The organism is Collinsella aerofaciens, from assembly GCF_039752775.1.
GTDB lineage: Bacteria > Actinomycetota > Coriobacteriia > Coriobacteriales > Coriobacteriaceae > Collinsella > Collinsella aerofaciens_R.
The window spans coordinates 14,402-34,671 of the sequence record NZ_JBDMGT010000001.1 but is presented as its reverse complement, the minus strand read 5'-3'; the positions used below and the strand labels follow the sequence as shown (position 1 = coordinate 34,671).

Annotated in this window: 17 protein-coding genes and 1 riboswitch; of the genes, 8 read left to right on the top strand and 9 right to left on the bottom strand. The window is 60.3% G+C overall.

Annotated elements, in window-relative coordinates:
• Positions 1-22: 22 nt before the first annotated feature.
• Positions 23-892 carry a patatin-like phospholipase family protein gene (locus ABHR63_RS00145; RefSeq protein ID WP_138111838.1) on the top strand — a complete coding sequence of 290 codons (870 nt, stop codon included), beginning with the start codon at positions 23-25 and terminating at the stop codon, positions 890-892.
• A gap of 101 nt (positions 893-993) precedes the next feature.
• Here ABHR63_RS00145 and ABHR63_RS00140 read toward each other — a convergent pair whose 3' ends face one another.
• Genes ABHR63_RS00140 through thiM form a run of 3 tightly spaced genes read right to left on the bottom strand, consistent with a single transcriptional unit; the run spans position 994 to position 2,870 of the window.
• On the bottom strand, positions 994-1,689 hold the full coding sequence (locus ABHR63_RS00140; RefSeq protein WP_117769839.1) for a thiamine phosphate synthase: 696 nt from the start codon (positions 1,687-1,689) through the stop codon (positions 994-996).
• A complete protein-coding gene (locus ABHR63_RS00135; RefSeq protein ID WP_225093307.1) occupies positions 1,686-2,027 on the bottom strand; it encodes a thiamine-binding protein in 342 nt (113 codons plus the stop codon). Before ABHR63_RS00135 ends, ABHR63_RS00140 begins: the two co-directional genes overlap by 4 nt.
• Positions 2,028-2,030: 3 nt before the next feature.
• Positions 2,031-2,870 carry a hydroxyethylthiazole kinase gene (gene thiM, locus ABHR63_RS00130; RefSeq protein WP_238022525.1) on the bottom strand — a complete coding sequence of 280 codons (840 nt, stop codon included), beginning with the start codon at positions 2,868-2,870 and terminating at the stop codon, positions 2,031-2,033.
• Positions 2,871-2,921: 51 nt separating this feature from the next.
• Positions 2,922-3,032: riboswitch (TPP riboswitch) on the bottom strand.
• 163 nt (positions 3,033-3,195) lie between these two features.
• On the opposite strand from thiM, the gene ABHR63_RS00125 reads away from it, so the two are divergent.
• The 4 genes from ABHR63_RS00125 to ABHR63_RS00110 all read left to right on the top strand — a co-directional run bounded on the left by ABHR63_RS00125 (position 3,196) and on the right by ABHR63_RS00110 (position 7,758).
• The gene (locus ABHR63_RS00125) at positions 3,196-4,104 is read left to right on the top strand and encodes an HAD-IIB family hydrolase (RefSeq protein WP_138375182.1); all 909 of its coding nucleotides are present in this window, start codon (positions 3,196-3,198) and stop codon (positions 4,102-4,104) included.
• 10 nt (positions 4,105-4,114) lie between these two features.
• Entirely contained in the window at positions 4,115-5,011 is an 897-nt protein-coding gene (locus ABHR63_RS00120; protein ID WP_138111844.1) for a LysR family transcriptional regulator, read from the top strand.
• Between the two features lie 155 nt (positions 5,012-5,166).
• The gene (locus tag ABHR63_RS00115) at positions 5,167-6,300 is read left to right on the top strand and encodes a 5-methyltetrahydropteroyltriglutamate--homocysteine S-methyltransferase (protein WP_229025959.1); all 1,134 of its coding nucleotides are present in this window, start codon (positions 5,167-5,169) and stop codon (positions 6,298-6,300) included.
• A gap of 123 nt (positions 6,301-6,423) precedes the next feature.
• Positions 6,424-7,758 carry a uracil-xanthine permease family protein gene (locus tag ABHR63_RS00110; RefSeq protein WP_138111850.1) on the top strand — a complete coding sequence of 445 codons (1,335 nt, stop codon included), beginning with the start codon at positions 6,424-6,426 and terminating at the stop codon, positions 7,756-7,758.
• Between the two features lie 61 nt (positions 7,759-7,819).
• On the opposite strand, the gene ABHR63_RS00105 is transcribed toward ABHR63_RS00110, so the two are convergent.
• The 4 genes from ABHR63_RS00105 to ABHR63_RS00090 all read right to left on the bottom strand — a co-directional run bounded on the left by ABHR63_RS00105 (position 7,820) and on the right by ABHR63_RS00090 (position 14,042).
• The gene (locus tag ABHR63_RS00105; protein ID WP_117716506.1) at positions 7,820-8,485 is read right to left on the bottom strand and encodes an alpha/beta hydrolase; all 666 of its coding nucleotides are present in this window, start codon (positions 8,483-8,485) and stop codon (positions 7,820-7,822) included.
• A gap of 207 nt (positions 8,486-8,692) precedes the next feature.
• The gene (locus ABHR63_RS00100) at positions 8,693-10,477 is read right to left on the bottom strand and encodes a carbohydrate-binding domain-containing protein (protein ID WP_161115311.1); all 1,785 of its coding nucleotides are present in this window, start codon (positions 10,475-10,477) and stop codon (positions 8,693-8,695) included.
• Positions 10,478-10,747: 270 nt separating this feature from the next.
• Positions 10,748-12,523 (bottom strand): carbohydrate-binding domain-containing protein, encoded by a 1,776-nt coding sequence (locus tag ABHR63_RS00095; protein ID WP_161145036.1) that lies wholly within the window; start codon positions 12,521-12,523, stop codon positions 10,748-10,750.
• Positions 12,524-12,731: 208 nt separating this feature from the next.
• Positions 12,732-14,042 (bottom strand): NCS2 family permease, encoded by a 1,311-nt coding sequence (locus ABHR63_RS00090; protein WP_138111859.1) that lies wholly within the window; start codon positions 14,040-14,042, stop codon positions 12,732-12,734.
• Between the two features lie 193 nt (positions 14,043-14,235).
• Here ABHR63_RS00090 and ABHR63_RS00085 point away from each other — a divergent pair, with 193 nt between their 5' ends.
• Together ABHR63_RS00085 and bsh are read left to right on the top strand one after the other, a co-directional pair.
• Positions 14,236-14,655 (top strand): peptide deformylase, encoded by a 420-nt coding sequence (locus ABHR63_RS00085; protein WP_117746174.1) that lies wholly within the window; start codon positions 14,236-14,238, stop codon positions 14,653-14,655.
• Between the two features lie 131 nt (positions 14,656-14,786).
• Positions 14,787-15,752, top strand: coding sequence for a choloylglycine hydrolase (bsh, locus tag ABHR63_RS00080; protein WP_138111862.1), 966 nt, complete (start codon positions 14,787-14,789; stop codon positions 15,750-15,752).
• A gap of 79 nt (positions 15,753-15,831) precedes the next feature.
• Here the strand turns inward: bsh and ABHR63_RS00075 are convergent, their stop codons facing one another.
• The gene (locus ABHR63_RS00075) at positions 15,832-18,081 is read right to left on the bottom strand and encodes a KUP/HAK/KT family potassium transporter (protein WP_138111865.1); all 2,250 of its coding nucleotides are present in this window, start codon (positions 18,079-18,081) and stop codon (positions 15,832-15,834) included.
• 141 nt (positions 18,082-18,222) lie between these two features.
• A complete protein-coding gene (locus tag ABHR63_RS00070; protein WP_346964567.1) occupies positions 18,223-19,134 on the bottom strand; it encodes a DMT family transporter in 912 nt (303 codons plus the stop codon).
• A gap of 97 nt (positions 19,135-19,231) precedes the next feature.
• Here ABHR63_RS00070 and ABHR63_RS00065 point away from each other — a divergent pair, with 97 nt between their 5' ends.
• On the top strand, positions 19,232-20,110 hold the full coding sequence (locus ABHR63_RS00065) for a LysR family transcriptional regulator (RefSeq protein ID WP_346964566.1): 879 nt from the start codon (positions 19,232-19,234) through the stop codon (positions 20,108-20,110).
• Positions 20,111-20,270: the final 160 nt, after the last annotated feature.

Genomic DNA, 20,270 nt, shown 5'->3' with positions numbered 1-20,270 from the left:
GCATGGGAACGGAGATGGTTGCATGACACAGCCGGAGACATCACACACGGTGGGGCTTGCGCTCGAGGGAGGCGGCTACCGCGGTATGTATACGGCGGGCGTGCTCGACGTTTGGATGGAGCACGGTTTGACCTGCGACCATATGGTGGGTGTCTCGGCGGGTGCGGCGTTTGGCTACAACTTTAAATCGCGCCAGATCGGCCGCGCCATTCGCTATAACAAGGCCTATTGTGCCGATAAGCGCTATGCGGGTGTAGCAAGCTGGCTGCGGACCGGCGATATGTTCAATGCCGATTTTGCCTATCACGAGGTGCCTATCGAGCGCGATCCCATCGACCTGGAGACATATCGCGCCTGTCCCATGCGGTTTACGTGCGTGTGTACCGATATCGAGACGGGCAAGGCTGTCTACCACGACCTGCCCTATGGCGATGAGCGCGATATCGAGTGGATCCGGGCGTCGTCGGCTATTCCCGTGGCGACGCGTCCTGTTGTCATTGAGGGACACAAATATCTGGATGGTGGCGTGGCTGATTCTATTCCCAGTGCATGGCTGTTTGCGCAGGGCTACGACCGCAACGTGGTGGTGCTGACGCAACCGGCGGGCTTTGTAAAGCAGCCCAACAGCGTTATGCCCATGCTGCGGCGCGTGTTCCGTCACTACCCGGAGTTTGTCGCGGCGCTTGAGCATCGGCATGAGGTCTACAATGCCACGCTCGATGACCTGGCGCGTCGCGAGGCTGCCGGCGAGGTCTTTATGGTGCGGCCGAGCGAATCGGTGAAGGTGCCGTCGCTGTGCCGCGAACCGGATGAGCTCGAGCGCATCTATCAGATCGGTCGTCGAGATGCGGAGGCGACTTTGCCGGCGTTGAAAGCGTATCTGGCGGGGTAAGGGTCGCATGCGGAAAGCGCATCCCGGAATGGAGGCTCAAACTGGGATGCGCTTTCCATTGCTGAAGATATGAGGCTGCGAATCAGCTGCTCGGCCTAGACTTACGCCTGCTGCCAGGTGTCGACGAGCTCCTTGGCCGCGGCGTAGGGGTCATCGGCGCTGCAGACGGCACTCACCACAAAGAAGCCGTCGACGCCGGTGGCCTTGAGCTGTGGCAGGTCGGCCGTCTTGACGCCGCCGCCCACCACGATGGGCACGGGGCTTGCCGCGTGGAGGGCGGCCAGGTCCTCAAAGCTCTTGGTGATGATAGAGCCGTCGGCCGCGCGTCCGCAGTCGCGCTTGGTCTCGGTCTCGTGGAGTGGGCCGATGCCCAGGTAGTCGACTAGGCTCATGTCGGCGGTCTTGACGTACTCGAGCATCTCCTCGCAACGGGCGGAAAGGCCCACGATGGCGTTGGGCCCCAGCAGCTTGCGACAGACCTCGACGGGAATGTCGCTCTGGCCCACGTGCACGCCGTCGACAGCAATACCCTGCTCGCGCGCGGCGAGTACGCAGTCCAGGCGGTCGTCGATCAGCAGGGCAACCTGACCGGTTTTGCCGGCCTGTGCGATTGCCTGCGCGGCGTCGCCCGTCAGCGCAATGATCTCGCGGGCGCTTGCCACCTTGGAGCGCACCTGGATGCAGGTAAAGCCGGCGTCGAGCGCCTGGGCCACCACATCGCCCACGGGACGCCCGAGCGTGTTTTCGGGGCCGAGTACCAGATAGGCCGAGATATCAAGGTTGTCGCGGATGCTCATCGTGCTTCCTCCTGCTTTTTGATCTGCGCTTCCATGCGTTCGAGCTTGCCGGTCATGGTGTCGGTAAATCCGGGTCGAATATCGGCTTTGAGCACGACTTCGGTGCGGATGCCCTTGCTCGCCAACACAAAGGTTGCGTCGCGCACGACCTGCATGACCTCGTCCCAGTCGCCCTCGATCTCGGTGAACATGGAGGTGGTGCGGTTGGGCAGGCCGCTCTCGCGAATGACACGCACGACCTCGGCGACCTCGGCGGATAGCTCATCGCCGGTGCCGCACGGGGCGATGGCCACGGCGACGAGCGTGTTCATGCCGGCATTGGTTGCGGGCTCGGACATGGCCTATGCCTCCTCGAGCTCGAGTCGGTTATCGGCGATGTCTTGGGCGGTTGCGCGGTAGAGCTCGTCGATAAAGGCGACCTTAAAGCTTGCCGGGGCGTCGGCGACAGCGGCGGCACGCGTGCCGGCCACGTTGTAGACGGCGGTGCCGCAGACGGCTGCCGTAAACGGGTCGGCGGCGCAGGCGTACACGGCCAGCACGCCGCCCTGCGAGCAGCCGCAGCCGGTGATCTTGGACATGAGCGGGCTGCCGCCGTGAGACTTGGCCACCGTCGTGCCGTCGGTGATCAGGTCGACTTCGCCCGAGACCACAACGGCGCCACCGGTGTGGCGAGCGAGCGCCACGGCGGCACCACGGGCGGCGTCGACCGTGTCGGTGGTATCGACACCGCGCACGCGGCTCAGATCGGCCGCCTCGCCCTCAAGACCCCACAGGCCGGCGAGCGCGATAATCTCGGAGGCGTTGCCGCGCACGATGGCGGGCTTGTACTGCTTGAGCTCGTTGACCAGCTGGGTGCGCAGGCTACCGATACCCAGGCCCACCGGATCGAGCACCCAGGGCTTACCGGCGTCGTGTGCCGCCTTGGCCGCGCGGGGAATCGTTTGCTCGTAAATGGGGAAGAGCGTGCCCATGTTGAGATAGATGGCGCCGCCGCCGGCAACGAGTGCCTCGCCCTCGTCGGGCAGATAGACCATGGCGGCCGATCCGCCCACGGCGAGCTGCGCGTTGGCGACAAAGTCGATCGTCACCGTGTTGGTGATGGAACCGGCCATCGGATTGGTAGCGCGAATCTCCTCCACGGCCTTGACCATATGTTGCTTAAGCTGTTCCGAATCAATCACTGCACATGCCTCCTTGGCATAGAAAAGGGGCGCTGTGCATAGACAGCGCCCCTGTAAAGGCGGCATGCTCCCTACGCCAGCATTAACTGACAGGTTCAAAGGATTGGGCCCATTGCCCTCTCAGCCTTGTGGTTTGCACCGCCGGCACTCCCGCATCGAATCTGTTGTTCCCTATACTAGCGCACCTGCCAAAAAGGGACAGGTTTATTTTGGCAGGTAACAACTGGGACTTTGCGTTTTCCCAGATGAAACCTGCCAAAATAAACCTGTCCCTTTTTGGCAGGTCGGTACAATAGATGGGATTAAGAATGACCGAGGGGACCTTATGATCAAACTTGTGCTGACCGATATGGACGATACACTGATTCCAGCCGGGCATGACGGCGCCAGCGACTACGCCATTGAGGGTATTCATGCCATGCAGGCGGCGGGTTTGCACTTTGGGCCGGTTTCGGGTCGTCAGCCGTCCGCGATGGGCTGGATGTTCCGCAATCGCTCCGAGTGCTTCTCGACCGGTGCGTTTTGCAACGGCCAGGTGATGTTTGTCGATGGCGAAGTAGTCGCTTCGCGCGCAATCGATAACGATGTCCTTATGCGCTTAGCCGATTATTTTGAACAGGAGACCGACGATACGTATTTGAAGGTCTACCGTCTGGGTGATGACTTTTGGAATAACGATGCCTATTGCGTGACAAGCGATCCCGAGCGTGTGCGTCGCGCCATGAAGTCAGGCGGCAACGCGTGGCTCAAGGGCGAAGAGGCTCCCTGTCGTCCTGTCGTTGACGATGCCCCGGTATACAAGGCGAATATCTGGAGTGCCCGTTCGCGCGAGGAGCTCGCCGAGCTGCGCGAGCGTGTTGCCGCTGAGGTGCCGGAGCTCTCACTCGTGTTTCCCAACAACCGCGTGCGCCTGTTCGACGTTCTTCCGACCGGCTGGGACAAGGGCTGCGCTGCGCTGGAGCTGGCGCGCGCTTTGGGCCTGACGCCCGACGAGGTGGCCGTATTTGGCGATTCCGATAACGATTTGCCCATGATCGATGCCGTTCCTAACTCCGTTGCAGTCGCCAATGCCAACGAGGCCGTCACGGCTGCCGCACGCTGGCATATTGGCGCTGCGGCAGATGATGCGGTTGCCGGGGCTCTGCATCAGATTGCCGCCTGCGCCGCGACGGGGGAGATGCCGTCGTTTATGAGCCAAATGGACACGGCGGGTTTTGACGTCACGAACGTCTAGGGAGAAAGCCATGAAGCTCCAGCAACTCAGATATGTCGTCAAAGTTGCCGAATGCGGCAGCATCACCGAGGCCTCGCGCCGGCTCTTTGTGTCGCAGCCTTCGATTACCGCGTCGATCCGCGATCTCGAAAACGAGATGGGTGTGCATATCTTTGAGCGCACCAACAAGGGTGTCATTGTGTCCGAGGAGGGCGAGACCTTCTTGGGGTACGCGCGCCAGGTGCTCGACCAGGCCGACCTGCTCGAGGGCAAGTACAAAGGTACGTCCGAGCAGGTGCCGCACTTTAGTGTGAGCTGCCAGCATTATTCCTTTGCCGTTAATGCGTTTGTCGATGTGATCCGCGAGTTCGATGCCGCGCGCTACGACTTTACCCTGCGCGAGGAGCAGACCCACGAGATTATCGAGGATGTCGCGCATATGAAAAGCGAGCTGGGCATCCTGTATCTGTCGGAGCACAATCGCGAGGTCATCGAGCGCATGCTGGTGGCCAACGAGCTCGTGTTCGAAGGGCTCTTCTGCGCCACGCCGCATGTCTTCGTCTGCGCCGACCATCCGCTGGCGGGCCGCTCCAGCGTGACGCTCGAGGATCTGGAAGACTACCCGTTCCTGTCCTACGAGCAGGGCAGCTATAACTCGTTTTATTATTCCGAGGAGCTGACCTCGACCTTTGAGCGTCGCAAGAATATCCGCGTGCGTGACCGTGCGACGCTGTTCAATTTGGCCATGGGCCTCAACGGCTACACGGTATGCTCGGGCGTGATCAGCCACGAGCTCAACGGCCCCGGCATTATCTCGATTCCGCTCGACGTGGACGAGTACATGGAGATCGGCATTATTACGCGCAAGAACACGACGCTCACGCGCTACGGTCGGGCCTATATCGACGCGATTCGTCAGCATATCTAGGCTGCTGTGCTCCGCACGGTTCAAGTCTCTTTATGACAGTCCAGACTGATATAGGAAGCATCTATATCAAACTGTTATAAACGTATATTTTACGATGGCCATATGAGCGCTCATACTCTGTCCCAGTAAAGCAACCAATGCAAAGGGAGATATCTATGAGCACTTCGATTCAACCGAACGCGCCGTTTCGCGCCGATATCGTCGGCAGTTTTCTTCGTCCGCAGGCTGTAAAGGATGCCCGTGCCGCCTATGTCGCGGGTAAACTTGACGCTTCCGGCCTTAAGGCCGTCGAGGACGATGCTATTCGCGATTTGGTGGCAAAGCAGAAGGCCGCCGGCCTGCAGGTCATCACCGATGGCGAGTTTCGCCGCAGCTACTGGCACCTCGATTTTATGTGGGGGCTGAACGGCGTCGAGCGTCGCACCTCGCGTACGGGATATATGTTCCACGACGAGGAGACCACGGCCGATACCGCCGTGGTGACTGGCTCCATCAGCGGCGAGAACCACCCCTTCGTCGAGCACTTTAAGTTTGTCAAGGCACTTGAGGGCGAGGACCACGTTGCACGCCAGACCATCCCGGCGCCTATCCAGACGTTCTCTGAGGTCACGCTCGACCGCTGCGATGGCCAGCAGGAGAGCCTGCGCGCTGTCTATAAGACCGATGAGGAACTTGCCGACGCCATCGCAGCCGCTTATCGTACGGTGATCGCCGACCTGTACGCTGCAGGCTGCCGCAACATCCAGTTTGATGACTGCACCTGGGGCATCTATTGCGATACCGACTTTGTGTCCAAGACCGGCATGAGCCCGGTTGATCTGCAAAAGGTGAGTGAGCTGGGCGTGGCGCTCAACAACGCCGCTATCGAGGGCAAGCCCGACGACCTGGTCATTAACACGCATGTGTGCCGCGGTAACTACCACTCTACCTATGCCTTCGAGGGTGGCTATGACCCCATCGCGCCATACCTGTTCGCAAACGAGGATGTTGACGCATTTTACCTGGAGTTCGATACGCCGCGCGCCGGCGGTTTTGAGCCGTTGAGGTACGTTGCCCCTGGCAAGAAGGTCGTGTTGGGCCTGGTGACCACCAAGGCCGCTGAGCTTGAGGACGAGGATGCCATCGTCGAGCGTATTCACGAGGCTGCAAAGTATGTTCCGCTCGAGAACCTGTATCTGTCTCCGCAGTGCGGCTTTGCCAGCTGCGAGATTGGCAACAAGCTGACCGAGGACGAGCAATGGGCAAAGATCGCGCTGGTCAAGCGTATTGCCGAGCGCGTTTGGAAATAGCGGTAACGTTCGCAGGTGACGGCGCGTGCGAGACATGGCGCATCGCGTACAATGGTTCGGATCGTATCGTTCGGGCAGGTAATCCGCTATGCTCGAGCGCCCTTCCATTTTGAAAGGACTCTCATGTCCCAGTCCTCGACGCCCGCCGCCAGCGATGCCATCTACGACGCATCGTCGCTCGGCCGCCCGCGCATGTTTTTGCTCGGTCTGCAGCACCTGTTTGCCATGTTTGGCGCCACCGTGCTGGTGCCCGTGCTCACCGGTCTCTCGGTTTCGGCAACGCTTTTGTTTGCCGGTTTGGGCACGCTGCTGTTCCACTTCCTGTCGCGCGGTAAGGTGCCGGCATTTTTGGGCTCATCGTTTGCCTTTATTGCCGGTTATGCCGCAATCGCGCCCAACGGCGAGACCGAGCTTTTGCCCTACGCTTGTCTGGGCGTTGCTTGCGCCGGCCTGCTTTATCCGGTGCTTGCGGCGCTCTTCCGCGCCTTTGGCGCCAAGCGTGTCATGCGTTTCTTCCCGCCGGTGGTGACTGGCCCCATCGTCATTTCGATCGGTCTGATCCTGGCGAGCTCCGCTATTGCTAACTGCCAGACCAACTGGCTTGTGGCTGTCATTGGCGTTGCCGTTATCGTCATCTGCAACATCTGGGGCCGTGGCATGGTCAAGATCGTGCCGATTTTGCTGGGCGTTGTGGTGAGCTATGCCGTTGCGGCTGCGCTCGGCGAGGTTGATTTCTCGGGCGTTGCCGCCGCTCCGTGGGTCGGTCTGCCCATCGTGTGGGACAACACCGTGTTTGCACTCTTTGGGCCGCAGTTCGATAACGGTCTTGCCACGACGGCCATCATCACCATCATGCCGCTGGCCTTCGCGACCATGATCGAGCATATCGGCGATATCTCTGCTATCGGTTCGACTTGCGAGCGCAACTACATTGCCGATCCCGGTCTGCATCGCACGCTGCTCGGCGACGGCCTTGCCACGATTCTGGCTTCGCTCTTTGGCGCTCCGGCCAACACTACGTATGGCGAGAACACCGGCGTGCTCGCCCTGACGCGCGTGTTCGACCCGCGCGTAATTCGAATTGCCGCGTGTTGCGCCATCGTGCTTTCGTTCTGCCCCAAGTTCGCCGCGGTCATCGCCGCCATGCCGGCATGCGTTATCGGCGGTGTGTCGCTCGTGCTCTACGGCATGATCAGCGCTGTGGGCGTCCGCAACCTCATCGAGAACCAGGTCGATTTCCAGAACAACCGCAACGTGCTGGTTGCCGCGCTGGTGCTCGTGCTTTCGCTCGGCATCGCGTACAGCACCGCCGGCGCCATCGTGTTGGAGCTGGGCGGCGTGACCATTTCGCTGTCCGGCATTGCCGTGGGCTCACTGGTGGGCATCGTGCTCAACGCCATCCTGCCGGGTAACGACTTTGAGTTTGATGTCTCCGAGCTTGAGGAGGCTGCTGAGTAGCAGCTGCGTTCAGCTAAAACAAGATATGGTGCCCATGCGTATATGCGTGTGGGCACCATTTTTAATGCGTCAGTATCCAGTGGATGCCGCGGGCCATGCGTAAGTCGGTTTGGGCAAAGTGATTGCCGGGGTTGAGCTCCAGCGTTGTTGGAATGCCGCGCTCGACGAGCAACGCTTCCATCGCGCGTGTGTCGTCGAGTACATGCCGCATCATGCGGTTGGGCGTCTTGGTTTCCTTTTTGCCGAGTGACAGGTAGACGGCTTGCGGGCTGCCGGCAAAAGGGGCCGTGCTGGCACGGTCGACAAAGTCGGGAAACCATAGCGACCCCGATGCGCTCGCGGCGCGGTCAAAGGCGTCGGTTTGCCAGAGGGACCAGAGTGCGAAGAGGCCCGCGAGCGAGTAGCCGGCAATGCCGCGCCAGGTGGGCGGCTGAGGAAGCGACGACTCGACCTGGGGGATTATCTGATTCAGCAGCTCATCAAGAAAATCGGCAGCTTGGCCGCCGAAAGGCTCGGCATCGCGTACGGTCCCGTCGCATGCCCAGGGGCTCAGCTCGCGATTCCAATCGAGCCCGCCAATGGTGACGAGGGCGAAAGGCGGACAGTCGAGCTCTCGGCAACACTTATAAACCTCGCTGCCGTCGCCCACGACCACAGGAAGGTAGATGACAGGCGCGCTTTCCGTATGATTCGAATAAACGGTTATCTGCTTTTGATGCGCTTCCATGACGGGCTTCTCTCAGTGTTGTGATATCGGCAGCCCCAATTGTCGCACGCCAGCGTATGCCGGTTGGGCTAGACCAAAGACAATCTCGTGCATCCCCTGCGGACGCATATGGAAAACGCCACCGCCGGAGGGGAGCTCGGCGGTGGCGTTGTTAAACGGTGCTGGGGCTCGGGGCCTTCGCGGGAGCTGCCATGTGCGCAGAGGCGTCTAAGAACGCTTACGGCTCGCCATGGTGCCTGCGGCGATAGCGGCTGTTCCCGCAAGGACGGTTGCCACGATGGCCGCACCCGAGGTGTCGCCGGTTGCCGCGAGCACGCCGGTAGTCTTGGCTTTCGTGGTTGAAGCCGCAACGGCCTTGGTCGGCTTTGAGCCCTCAGGCTTGGGGTTCTGCTTGGACTCCGCGGGCTTGCTTTCTGCGGGCTTGGTCTCGTCGGGCTTGGGGTCTTCCGGCTTGGCTACCTCGGGAGGTGCGATGGTCGTACTTTTGGCGACCGCTTTGATATAGAGGGAGTCGACCGTGGCGTCGCCCGTGCCGATGGCTTGGCCTGCCTCGTAGATGCCGTCACGGAGCTTGCGATAGTCAATGACCTTGCCGCCTTCGGGCGTCTGGATGGCGGCGTTCTCAATCTTGATGGTGCCGATTGTCTTGCCGTCAGCGCTCATGGCACGGGCAAAGATTGCCGCTGTATCTCCTTCGGCCGTTACCTTGCTGCGGATGATCGAGATGACTGCGGGTGTGACGCCCTCGCTGGTCTGGGCGATGATGCCGATGTTCTCGCCTTGGGGTTCGCGCCTCGTCTCGCCATCTTGGTTTTCGCTGTAGGGGATGGGGCCGTCGCCGTTCTCGACATAGCGGGCTATGGCCTTGACAACGGAGTCGCTGATGTAGATGTGGCCGCCCTTCTCGTTGGGTCGATCGTTTCTGGTGGAGAATGCAGCCGAAACCTCGCCTTCCGCAAACGCGTCCACGGTGGAGCCGTTCTTGACGACGATGTCGTCCTGGTAGGTGAAGAGGGCGTTGGCGCCACCGTATCTGCCTTTACTTGCACGGACCGTCACGTTTGCATGATCGAGGGTGATGCCCTTGTGGGCATAGACGCCATATTCAACACCGTTTACGTTGAGGGAGGCGTTTGTGGCTGCGAGGCTGCCCTTGGCCTCGACGGCAGCGTCTTCCTCGGAGCTTGCCTTGACCTGGCTGCCGTCCGAGATGTTGATATTGTCGCCGCTCCAAAGGGCCTCACCATCGGCTGAGCTTGCCTCGACCGTCCCGCCACCCTTGATGGTGAGGTTCTTGTCGGCTCCAATACCCTTGTCCTTGGTAGCCCTGGCGGTGACGGCTCCGCTGTCGTCAATCGTGATATTGCCGTTTGCCCTGATGCCATCCGATGCACCCGTGGCGTTGACGTTGCCCGAACCTTTGATAGCGAGATCACCTCCGGCATTGATGGCATCAAACCCAGTGCTCGTGGCGTTGACGGATCCGGCTCCGTCGATGTTGATATTACCCGTGGTGAGGATAGCGTCCTCAGTAGATGTCACGCTGAGCGTGCCGCCCTCGTCGCCTTGGATATTGAGCTCGGCATTCTCGTTAGTGCCATGAGAAACGTTGATGCTTTCGATCCATTCGGCAGTGACGATGTTGGTTCCCGAGTAATTCACGTTGAGCTTGCCTGCGGCCTGGATCTCGCCGCCGTTATAGTTGTTGAGCTTCAAGTCGTCGGCGCCGTCCCACGACCAGGTACCGGCCTCGTCGCTCGCCGCGGTGTTGTACTTGTTGCCGCCGACCTTGACCCATTCCGCTGCGAGCGAGACGCTCGGCATGAGCAGCGAGCTCACCGTGAGCGCGCAGGCCAGGCCGCAGACGATGCGGCGCGTCACGCGGCGCCAGCTGCCGTGCGCGAGTCCTATGCGACGGCGAACGTCGGGTTCGGCAACATGGGTTCCGGCGGTAGTGTCATTGCGTTTGGGGGTCGTGAACAAGGCTGCCATGGTTGCTCCCGTTCTCATAGGGCCTATACGACTAGATTCAGCGTATCTGCTGGATGTTGCCGGCGGTAGTGCCGTTTGGAGGGCAAAATGGCCAAAATGGGGAGAAATAGGCCGCACGCCGGCGCAGGGACCGGCGCTAAAAGAAAAGCGCGGGGCCGCATGGCGACTCCGCGCTTTATTGTTCAGCTTTTGCAGCCTTGCCCTTACGCTACGAAGAAGTAGACGAGGAAGGCAAGGGCCGCGATCCACCCGTCCCGTGCGAAAAAGTGTTTACGAGCGCTTGCGGCTCACCACGGCGCCCGCGGCGATGGCGGCTGTTCCCGCAAGGGCGGCTGCCACGATGGCTGCGCTCGAGGCGTCGCCGGTTGCTGCGAGTTTGCCGGCGATCTTTGCTCCCGTGGCTGCAACTGCAACGGTCTTGGTCGTCTTCGTGCCCTCGGACTTGGAACCCTCGGGCTTGGTCTCGCCTGGCTTCTCCTCGGGTTTGATCTCCTCGGGAGGCGCGATGACCGTGCTCTTGGCGACAGCTTCGTTATAGGGGGAGTCGATCACAGCGTCGCCCGTGCCGATGGTTTGACCCACCACGTAGAAGATGCCGTCATCGAGTTCTTCCTTGTTGCGATAGCCAATGATCTTGCCGCCTGTGGGCGTCTGTATGGGAGCGCCTTCGATCTCGATGGTGCCGATTGTCTCGCCGTCCGCGCTCACGGCAAGGGCGAAGATTGCCGCCGTGTCTCCCTCAGCTGTGACCTTACTGCGGACAATCGAGATGGTCGCGGGCGTGATGCCCTCCTTGGTCCGGGCAAAGATGCCGATGTTCATGCCCCTATGCTCGGGAATGACCGCGCCACTTTGGTCGTTGCTGTAGTGATCGGGGCCGTCGCTACCGGACTCGACATAGCGGGCTATAGCCTTGACAACGGAGTCACTAATGTAGATGTGACCACCCGCTTCGTTGGGGTAGTAGTTTCTGGTGAAGATTGCGGTCGAGAACTGGCCTTCTGCGAACGCATCCACGATCGAGCCGTTCTTGATGACGATGTCGTCCTCGTCGGTGAAGAGGGCGCTGGCTTCATCGTTCCCTGCACTTGCACGGACCGTTACGGTTGCGCCATCGAACGTGATGCCCTTGTAGACATAGATGCCATACCCAACGCCACTTGCGTTGAGGGAAGCGTTCGTGACCGTGAGGCTGTTTTTACCGTCGATGGTGGCGTCTTCCTCGGAGCTTGCCTTGACCTGGCTGCCACCCGAGATCTCGATGTTGCCGTCGGCCCAAATCGCATTGTCTTTGATAGAGCTTGCCTCTACCTTGCCGCCGCCCTTTATGATGAGGTTCTCGTTAGCATCGATACCCTGATCCTCGGTGGCCTTGGCGGTGACGGTTCCGCTGTTGTCGATCGTGATGTTGCCGTCGGCCCTGATGCCATCCGAATCGCCCGTGGCGTTAACGTTTCCCGAGCCCTTGATGGTGACATCGCCCCCGGCATCGATGGCATCGTGCTCGGTGCTCGTGGCGTTGACAGTGCCAGCGCCGTCGATGTTGATGCTGCCGACGGAAGTGATGGCGTCACGAGAAGATGTCACGTTGAGCGTGCTGGACGCGTCGCCCTGAATATTAAGCTCGGCGTTCTCGTTCGCGCCATCCTTAACCTTGATGCCGCGGCCGTCGCCGTTAGTGACGATGTTGTCGCCCTCGTAGCTCACGTTGAGCTTGCCCGCTGCCTCGATCGCGCCGCCGTTATAGCCGTTGAGCTTCATGTCATCGGCGCCGTCCCAGCTCCAGGTGCCGGCGGCGTCTCCCGCGGGCCCCGCGGCCGCTTCGTGGCGGACGCCGCCGACGTCCACCCACTCGGCCGCGAGCGAGACGCTCGGCATGAGCAGCGAGCTCACCGTGAGCGCGCAGGCCAGGCCGCAGACGATGCGGCGCGTCACGCGGCGCCAGCTGCCGTGTGCGAGCAGCGTGCGACGGCACACGTCGGGCTCGACAAAATGGGCTCCAGAGGTTTTGTCATTGCGATTGGGGGTCGTGAACAAGGCGGCCATGGTTACTCCCATCCTCATAGGGCCTATGCGATTAAGCCCAGCATATCTGCAGGATGTAGCCGGCGGTAGTGCCGTTTGGAGGGCAAAATGTCCAAAACTTGGGAAGCAAAACATCGCGCGTCTGTGCGTTGCCTGGCTTTAAAAGAAAAGCGCGGAGCCGCTCGATGCGACTCCGCGCTTTGGTGTTCTGTTTTAGCAGACTATGCCGTTACGCTACGAAGAAGTAGACGAGGAAGGCGAGAGCTGCGATCCACATGAGCGGCTTGATCTTGGAGGCCTCGCCCTTAAAGAGCGCGACGATCACGTAGGCGATAAAGCCTAGGCCAATGCCGGCAGAGATGGAGTAGGTGAAGGGCACGCCGGCGACAATCATGAACGCCGGGAAACCCTGCGACACGTCGGACCAGTCGATCTCGGAGGCCTCGCTCATCATGAGGTAGCCGACGTAGACCAGAGCACCGCAGGTGGCGGCGCTGGAAACGATGGTGACGATGGGGGAGAAGAACGCGGCGAGAATGAACAGCACGCCGGTGGTGACGGAGGTGAGGCCCGTGCGGCCACCGTCGGCGGCGCCGGAAGTGGACTCGACGAAGGTGGTGATGGAGGAGACACCCATGAAACCGCCCACAGCAGCGGCGGCGGAGTCGACGATCAGGATCTCCTTGATATTCTCGACGTTGCCGTCGTCGGTGAGGAACTCGCCCTGCTTGGCCACGGCCATCGCGGTGCCCATGGTGTCGAAGAAGTCACTCATGAGCAGCGAGAACGAGATGACGAGGAGCGCGGGGTCGGTAAGGACCTTGACGATGGCGGGCACGCCGCCGGCGTCGGCGATGGGGCCACCGATGCTCGAGAAGTCGAGCGGGGCGATGATACCGGTCGGAGCATGGGTCACACCTAGGGGGATACCGGCGATGACGGCGACGACGATGCCGATGAGCAGCGAGCCGGGGACGTTGCGGCAGGCGAGGGCGACTGTCACCAGGATGGAGATGATGCCGACGATGAAGGTGGGGGAGGTGATGTCGCCCAGACCGACGAGTGTACCGGCGCCAGCGGTGATAATGCCGGCATCGCACAGGCCAATCATGGCGATGAACAGGCCCAGACCCACCGAGATGGCGTGACGCAGGACAACCGGGATGGCGTCCATGATGGCCTCGCGCAGGCCACAAAGCACGAGCAGCAAGATGACGATACCCTCGAGGAAGATGACGCTCATGGCCACGTGCCAGTCACCGCCGCAGACGGTGGTGGTGATTCCAGCGATCATCGCGTTGACGCCTAAGCCCGACGCGCAGGCGAGCGGGCGGTTGGCGAAGATGCCCATGCAGATGGTCATGATGCCGGCGCCCAGGCAGGTGGCGCAGGCGAGCGCTCCCGCATCGATGCCAGCGCCCGAGAGCACCGCGGGGTTGACGGCGATGATGTAGGCCATCGCCAGGAATGTTGTCAGTCCAGCGCGGAGTTCGGTCCCGATTGTGGACTTGCGCTCGCTGACGTGAAATAGTTCGTCCATGCATACCCTTTCCTTGCTCGGCCCCGAGTTTAGGCCGATTGACACGAACTCAACTACTATATCGCCTTTGAAAGGCTGATGTTCCTCGCATGTTGATGTTCGGCGCTTTGTAGCAGACAGACGGTATTTTTCGCATGAAAATGTGTGGGTACCGTATACTTAAGCAGTTACAACGACCCCTATGGAGGAACGTATGATTAAAGAGCTCTGCCACGACGAGGCTATTCTGTCCCAGCGTTGCGAGGTTGCGACCGTCGAGGACGAGTCGGTGGCACAGGACCTGATCGATACCATCAAGTCGCTCGACGATGCCGGCTGCCTTGCCGCTAACCAGATTGGCGTTACCAAGAAGGTCTGCGTCTACCTGGACGACGCCGGCGAGCCCCACGTGCTCTACAACCCCCGTCTGGTGTTTGGCCTGGGTGCCAGCAAGATGGAGGAGAGCTGCCTGACGCACGAGGAGGTCACCAAGTCCACGCGCTATATCAAGTGCAAGGTCGCTTATGACGTGATCGTCGACGGCAAGATGCGCGAGCGCAAGCAGGACTTTGTGGGCTTCGAGGCGCAGATGATTCAACACATGATTGACCACTGTCTTGGAAAGTTGGTCTAAGGGGACCAAAGCACCGCACTTCGTCTCTTTTGGCCCGGGCATGACATTGTTGTCATGTCCGGGCTTTTGTGTTTAGCGCCTTTTTGTTTGGAGACAATGAAATTAGCAAGAACGTAAAGCTAGGAGGCGCTATGTGTACGAGTATTCGATTTACCGATAATTCTGGCCACATGTATCTGGGCCGCAATCTCGACTGGAGCTTTGACTACGGCCAACAGGTTCGCGTGATGCCGCGCGGGTTTCACATTCCGTATTCGTTTATCGACGACGCGACAGCGGCACACGCGGTGATCGGTATGTGCATCGATTACAAGAACTACCCTATGTTCTTCGATTGCGGCAACGATGCAGGCCTTGCCGTGGCGGGTCTCAATTTCCCGGGTTATGCCGAGTATGCCGAGGACCCTGTCGACGGCAAGACCAATATCGCGGCCTATGAGTTTCCCCTGTGGGTGGCAGCGACGTTCTCGACGGTCGATGAGGTCGAGGCTGCGCTGCGCGATACGGTGATTGTCGCCAAATCTGCCGGAGAGGGGCTGGGCGTGTCGCTGCTCCATTGGATTATCGGCGACAGCCAGCGTAGCATCGTGGTCGAGATGATGGCTGACGGCCTGCATGTATACGGCGATCCGGTCGACACCCTCGCCAATCAGCCCACCTTCCCGTGGCACATGGAAAACCTCCGCACCTATATCACCGCCACAAGCGATTTTCCGCAGACGGCGACATGGCGTGGCGCCGAGCTTAAGCCCTATGGAGCCGGTGCCGGCATGCGCGGCATTCCGGGCGATTGCTATTCGCCGAGCCGTTTTGTAAAGGCGGCGTACCTCAATGCCAATTACCCACAAAAGGAGAGCGAGACCGAAAACGTCGTTCGCATGTTCCGCTCGCTCGAGGGCGTGGTGATGATCGAGGGAGCGTCCAGGATGGGCGATGGCAAGTTCGAGAAGACTATCTACACCGGATGCTTTAGCGCGCGCACGGGCAATTATTACTACGCGATGTATGGGGATCCGTCGATTCGCTACGTGAGCCTGATGGATGCCGAGGGCGCGAGCTCCGATAGGCTCGTGGTTCCCGAGCCACGCCGTTCGTAGCCGCTAGCTTTACTGCAATGCAAAGCGGCCCTGCGTCTCTCGTGAGGTGCAGGGCCGCTGTCGTTGATTTGTGACGTCACTAGAAGTTGACGTCGTTGAGTTGTTCGCTCTCGAGGCCGTCGAGCTGTTGCTGTTCGGGCGTATCGGCGACGCTCTCGAGCAGCTCGGTGGGATCGACGTTCATGTTTCTACCGGCCTCGTTGCCGTTGACCAAGTCGTCCGAGAAGATGTCGACTTCCATTTCCTCGGCTTCCTCGATCTGAACTTCGAGCGGCACCTGGGTGCGCACGAGTTTGACTGCCGGGCGCATGCGGGCAAAGAGGGGCACGTACTCGATGATGATGGCCGAGTTCTCTAGACCGTACCAGCGTGCCGGGCTTCCGCAGGCGCGGCGGACGGCGTACTTGATGGCCATCACGCGGTGGTCGTTGCGGTTGATGTCCGTTTCGGGGGCGAGCATCTTGCGCAGCATGCAAAAACGGAAGTCGCCCACGTTGCCGCGTGTCTCGTAGATGGAGTAGGTGTGATGCTGCGGCGGCAGCTCACCCGATGCCATCAGGTCGCCAACGATCTGGCGCAGGTAGGCATTGATGCGCTGGTTGACCTTAAAGCCCAGGTCCAGGCGCACGCGGAACAGGAAGTCCGTGCCAAAGGTCTCGACGGAATACTCGTGCGTATAGGGCTCATCGGTAACGTACACGTTGATGAACCAGTATGCCTTGGCGCGCTTGGGATGCTTATCCAAGATGGAATAGAGCACATCGCGGTCGAGCGTGAGCGGGTCGGGGCTGTTGGTGAGGAACACCAGGTTGTCGGCAAGCACGGGATAGGTCTCGTCGTTGCGCAGGCGGTCGAGCTGGTCAATGTACTTGGAGACGGGCAGCAGGATGGTCTGCGTGCGCTCGATGGCGGTGCCGCGGCGCCACACGTACATAAGGCCAAACAGCAGCGCGGCCAAGAAGATCATGACATAGCCGCCGTCAAAGAACATGGTGAGGCACGAGGCAAAGAAGCACAGCTCAATGGCGCCAAAGAGCAGTGCGAAGACGCAGGCACCCAGTTTGTGCTTGAGGATGCCGGCGATATAGCTCGTCAAAAGCGTCGTGGTCATGAGCATGGTCACGGTGATGGCGAGGCCGTAGGCGCTCTCCATGCGCTCGGAGTTCTGGAACAGCAGCACGATGAAGATGCAGCCGACCCACATGATGTTGTTGACGAGCGGAATATAGAGCTGGCCCTTGGTGTCGCTGGGGTAGTGGATGCGCAGGTGCGGCATAAGGTTGAGGCGCGTTGCCTCGGATACCAGCGAGAACGAGCCGGTGATGAGCGCCTGCGAGGCGATGATGGCCGCTACGGCCGAAAGCACGATGGCAAAGGGGCGCAGGGGCTCGGGAAGCATCATGTAGAACGGGTTGACGATATCCATCGCGAGCATCTGGGGGTTGGAGTTATTGGCGAGCAGCCAAGCGCCCTGACCCAGGTAGTTGAGGATAAGGGCCGCCTTAACAAACGGCCAGGATGCATAGATGTTTGCCTTGCCAACGTGGCCCATGTCCGAGTAGAGGGCCTCGGCGCCGGTCGTCGACAGAAAGACAAAGCCGAGCACCATAATGCCCGAGTGGTTGATGGGCGAGAACAGGAACATGATGCCGCGGATGGGGTTGAGCGCACGCAAGATGGACAGGTTGCCGAGCATGTTGAACAGGCCGGCGCCTGCCAGGAACAGGAACCACAGCGTCATGAGCGGGCCGAACAGCTTGCCGATCGACGAGGTACCGGCGCGCTGCATGGCAAACAGGCCGCAGATAATGATGATGGTGATGATGATTACGTTGGTCTGGCCGTCACCCAAAAGCGCGTGGCCCCACTCGATAGTGCGCAAGCCCTCGATGGCCGTGGTAACCGTGACGGCGGGGGTGAGGATGCCGTCGGCGAGCAGCGCCGCGCCGCCGATCATGGCGGGAAGGATCAGCCACGGCGCCACTTTGCGCACCAAGCTAAACAGGGCGAAGATGCCGCCCTCGTTGTGGTTATCGGCCTTCATGGCGATAACCACGTACTTGACCGTGGTCACGAGCGTCATGGTCCAGATGACAAGCGAAAGCGCTCCCAAGATCATGTCTTCGCTGACGGTACCGATGCCGCCGTTGTTGGCGACGATTGATTTCATGGTGTACATGGGGCTCGTGCCGATGTCGCCATAGACGACGCCGAGCGTTACGAGCAGCATGCCAGCGGAGAGGGGGATGGCTCCGTGCCCGCCTTGACCACGCTGGTCTTGGGGGCTTGCCTCCAGTTTGTTGTGTGCCACGTGGACTCCCTTTGACATCCGGTTATCTGTCTAGGACAGATAATCTTTATGCCGTCTTTATACATACAAGAGCAGTTTGGCACATCGGGTTATTTTAGACAATAATCCTCAGCTGGGGATTATTTATCTACGCAGGTAGCATTTCAAAGCAGGGGCTTTTTAAGCACGTACTGTCTGGGCGATGCCAGCCTTGGCGTTTGCGCGTTTGCCGGCGAGTTCGCAAAAAATCGCGCCGCCGATGATAAGCGCGGCGCCCAGCAGGCGGACCGGTGTTATGGCTTCACCCAAAAGGGCGGCCGAGAACACGACCGCCGAAAGCGGCTCGAGGTAGCCGACGACGGCGACGGTCTGGACGGGCAGCTTGGCGACGGCGCTAAAGTAGAGCAGGCAACCAATGCCGGTGTTGACGACGCCGAGCATAGCGACGGCGTGCCAATCAATACTGGCGGCGACGCCGGCGGACAGGAACGAGGGAGCGCCCTGCGTGATGAGCGTGAGGACCAGTGCGGTCACAAAGGCGGCGCTCACCTGGAGCGTGGAGTTCTCGAGGCCTTCGATGTGTGGCGCACCCTTGCTAGCGATGACCATCAGCGCATAGCAAAATGCCGAGGCGATGCCGCAGGCGATACCCGCAATGGGCATATTGCCGCCTAGACCTTGCGCTGCAATGAGAAAAGCACCGCAAGCAACGGCGATAAAGCTGGCGATTTTGCCTCCGGTCAGCTTTTCGCCAAAGATGAGCGGGGAGAGCGCCATGACAATGATGGGGCCGCAGTAGTACAGCAGCGAGGATACGCCGACGCCGATCGTCTGGTAGGCGCGGAACAGAAAAATCCAGCTGGCGCCCAGCGCGGCTCCCGAGAGGAGGAGGGCTGCGGCTTCGCGGGGGCGAGATGGCGCCTGCAACTTATGGCGTTGGGTGATGGCGAGGACGGTGACAAGCGAGAGTGCGCCCAAAAACGTGCGTAGTAGCACGATATCGGAGCTCGGCAGCGCGATGGCGGCGGCGATGATGCCGTTGGAGCCAAACAATAGCAATGCTGCTAAGTACGCAAACAGTCCGTTGTTCATGCGCTGACATCCCCTCTATATCCGAGCATGTTCACTATGGGTGAACTGGCTTTAGAAGAAAAGCGAATATAATGCATGGATAGCATGAGAAAAACTCATGCAAAGGTGGGGACGTGCCGTGGAGACCAATATCCAAAAGATGCAGGTGCTGCTCGAGACCGTACGCGCCGGCAGTTTTACGCGCGCCGCCGAGCGGCTAAGCTATTCGCAGTCGGGCGTGAGCCGTATGGTGGCCGATCTTGAGGCCGATTGGGGCTTTAAAGTGCTCGATAGAAGCCGCGAGGGCGTAGTGCTTTCTGCCGACGGGCGGCAGGTCATGCCGGCGGTCGAGGCGTTATGCGAAGAGTTTGGCCGTCTGCAGCGACGCGTGGACGAGATGCGAGGGCTCATGCGTGGCAAGATCTGTATCGGTACGTTTTCGAGTGTGGCGACCCATGTGTTGCCGCCGGTGATCGCGCGGTTTCGCGCCGATCACCCGGATGTCGATTACGAGCTGCTGATGGGTGATTACTCAGAGATTGAGCAATGGGTGGCGGAAGGCCGCTGCGACCTGGGCTTTATCCCGCGCGAGCCACGCGGCACCGGCATGGCGTCGCGGCCGTTGGTGCAAGACGAGCTGATGGCCGTGGTGCCAGCGGACTCCTCGCTTGCCACCGCGGAGGTCGTTTCCCTTGCCGATTTGGCAAACGAGCAGTTTATTCTGCTGGAACGCGGTAGCGACGACGAGATTACGCCGCTGTTTCGCCGCGCGGGCCTGGCGGTGCGTTCTAAGCTGTCGACCTGGGATGACTATGCGATTATGGCTATGGTCGAGGACGGCCTGGGCGTGAGCATTCTTCCGGCGCTCATCTTGCGGCGCTGTCAGTTCGATGTCGCCGTGCGCCCGCTCGAGGGACGTCCTCATCGGCAGATCAACGCGATATATCGCACGGCCGATGTTTCGCTTGCTACCGCCCGTTTCCTCGAATACCTCTAAACGTGTGCGCGTCATTGTCCGCTTTGGGCAAATCTCAGAGTCCGGTGCATTTTCTTATGAAATTGAACTTTCGAATGAGGTGCCGCGTTATACTGCTGCCTAAATTGAACCTTGGTTCAATTCGTGTTCTATAAATTGAACTTTGCCAGCAAGGAGGTTC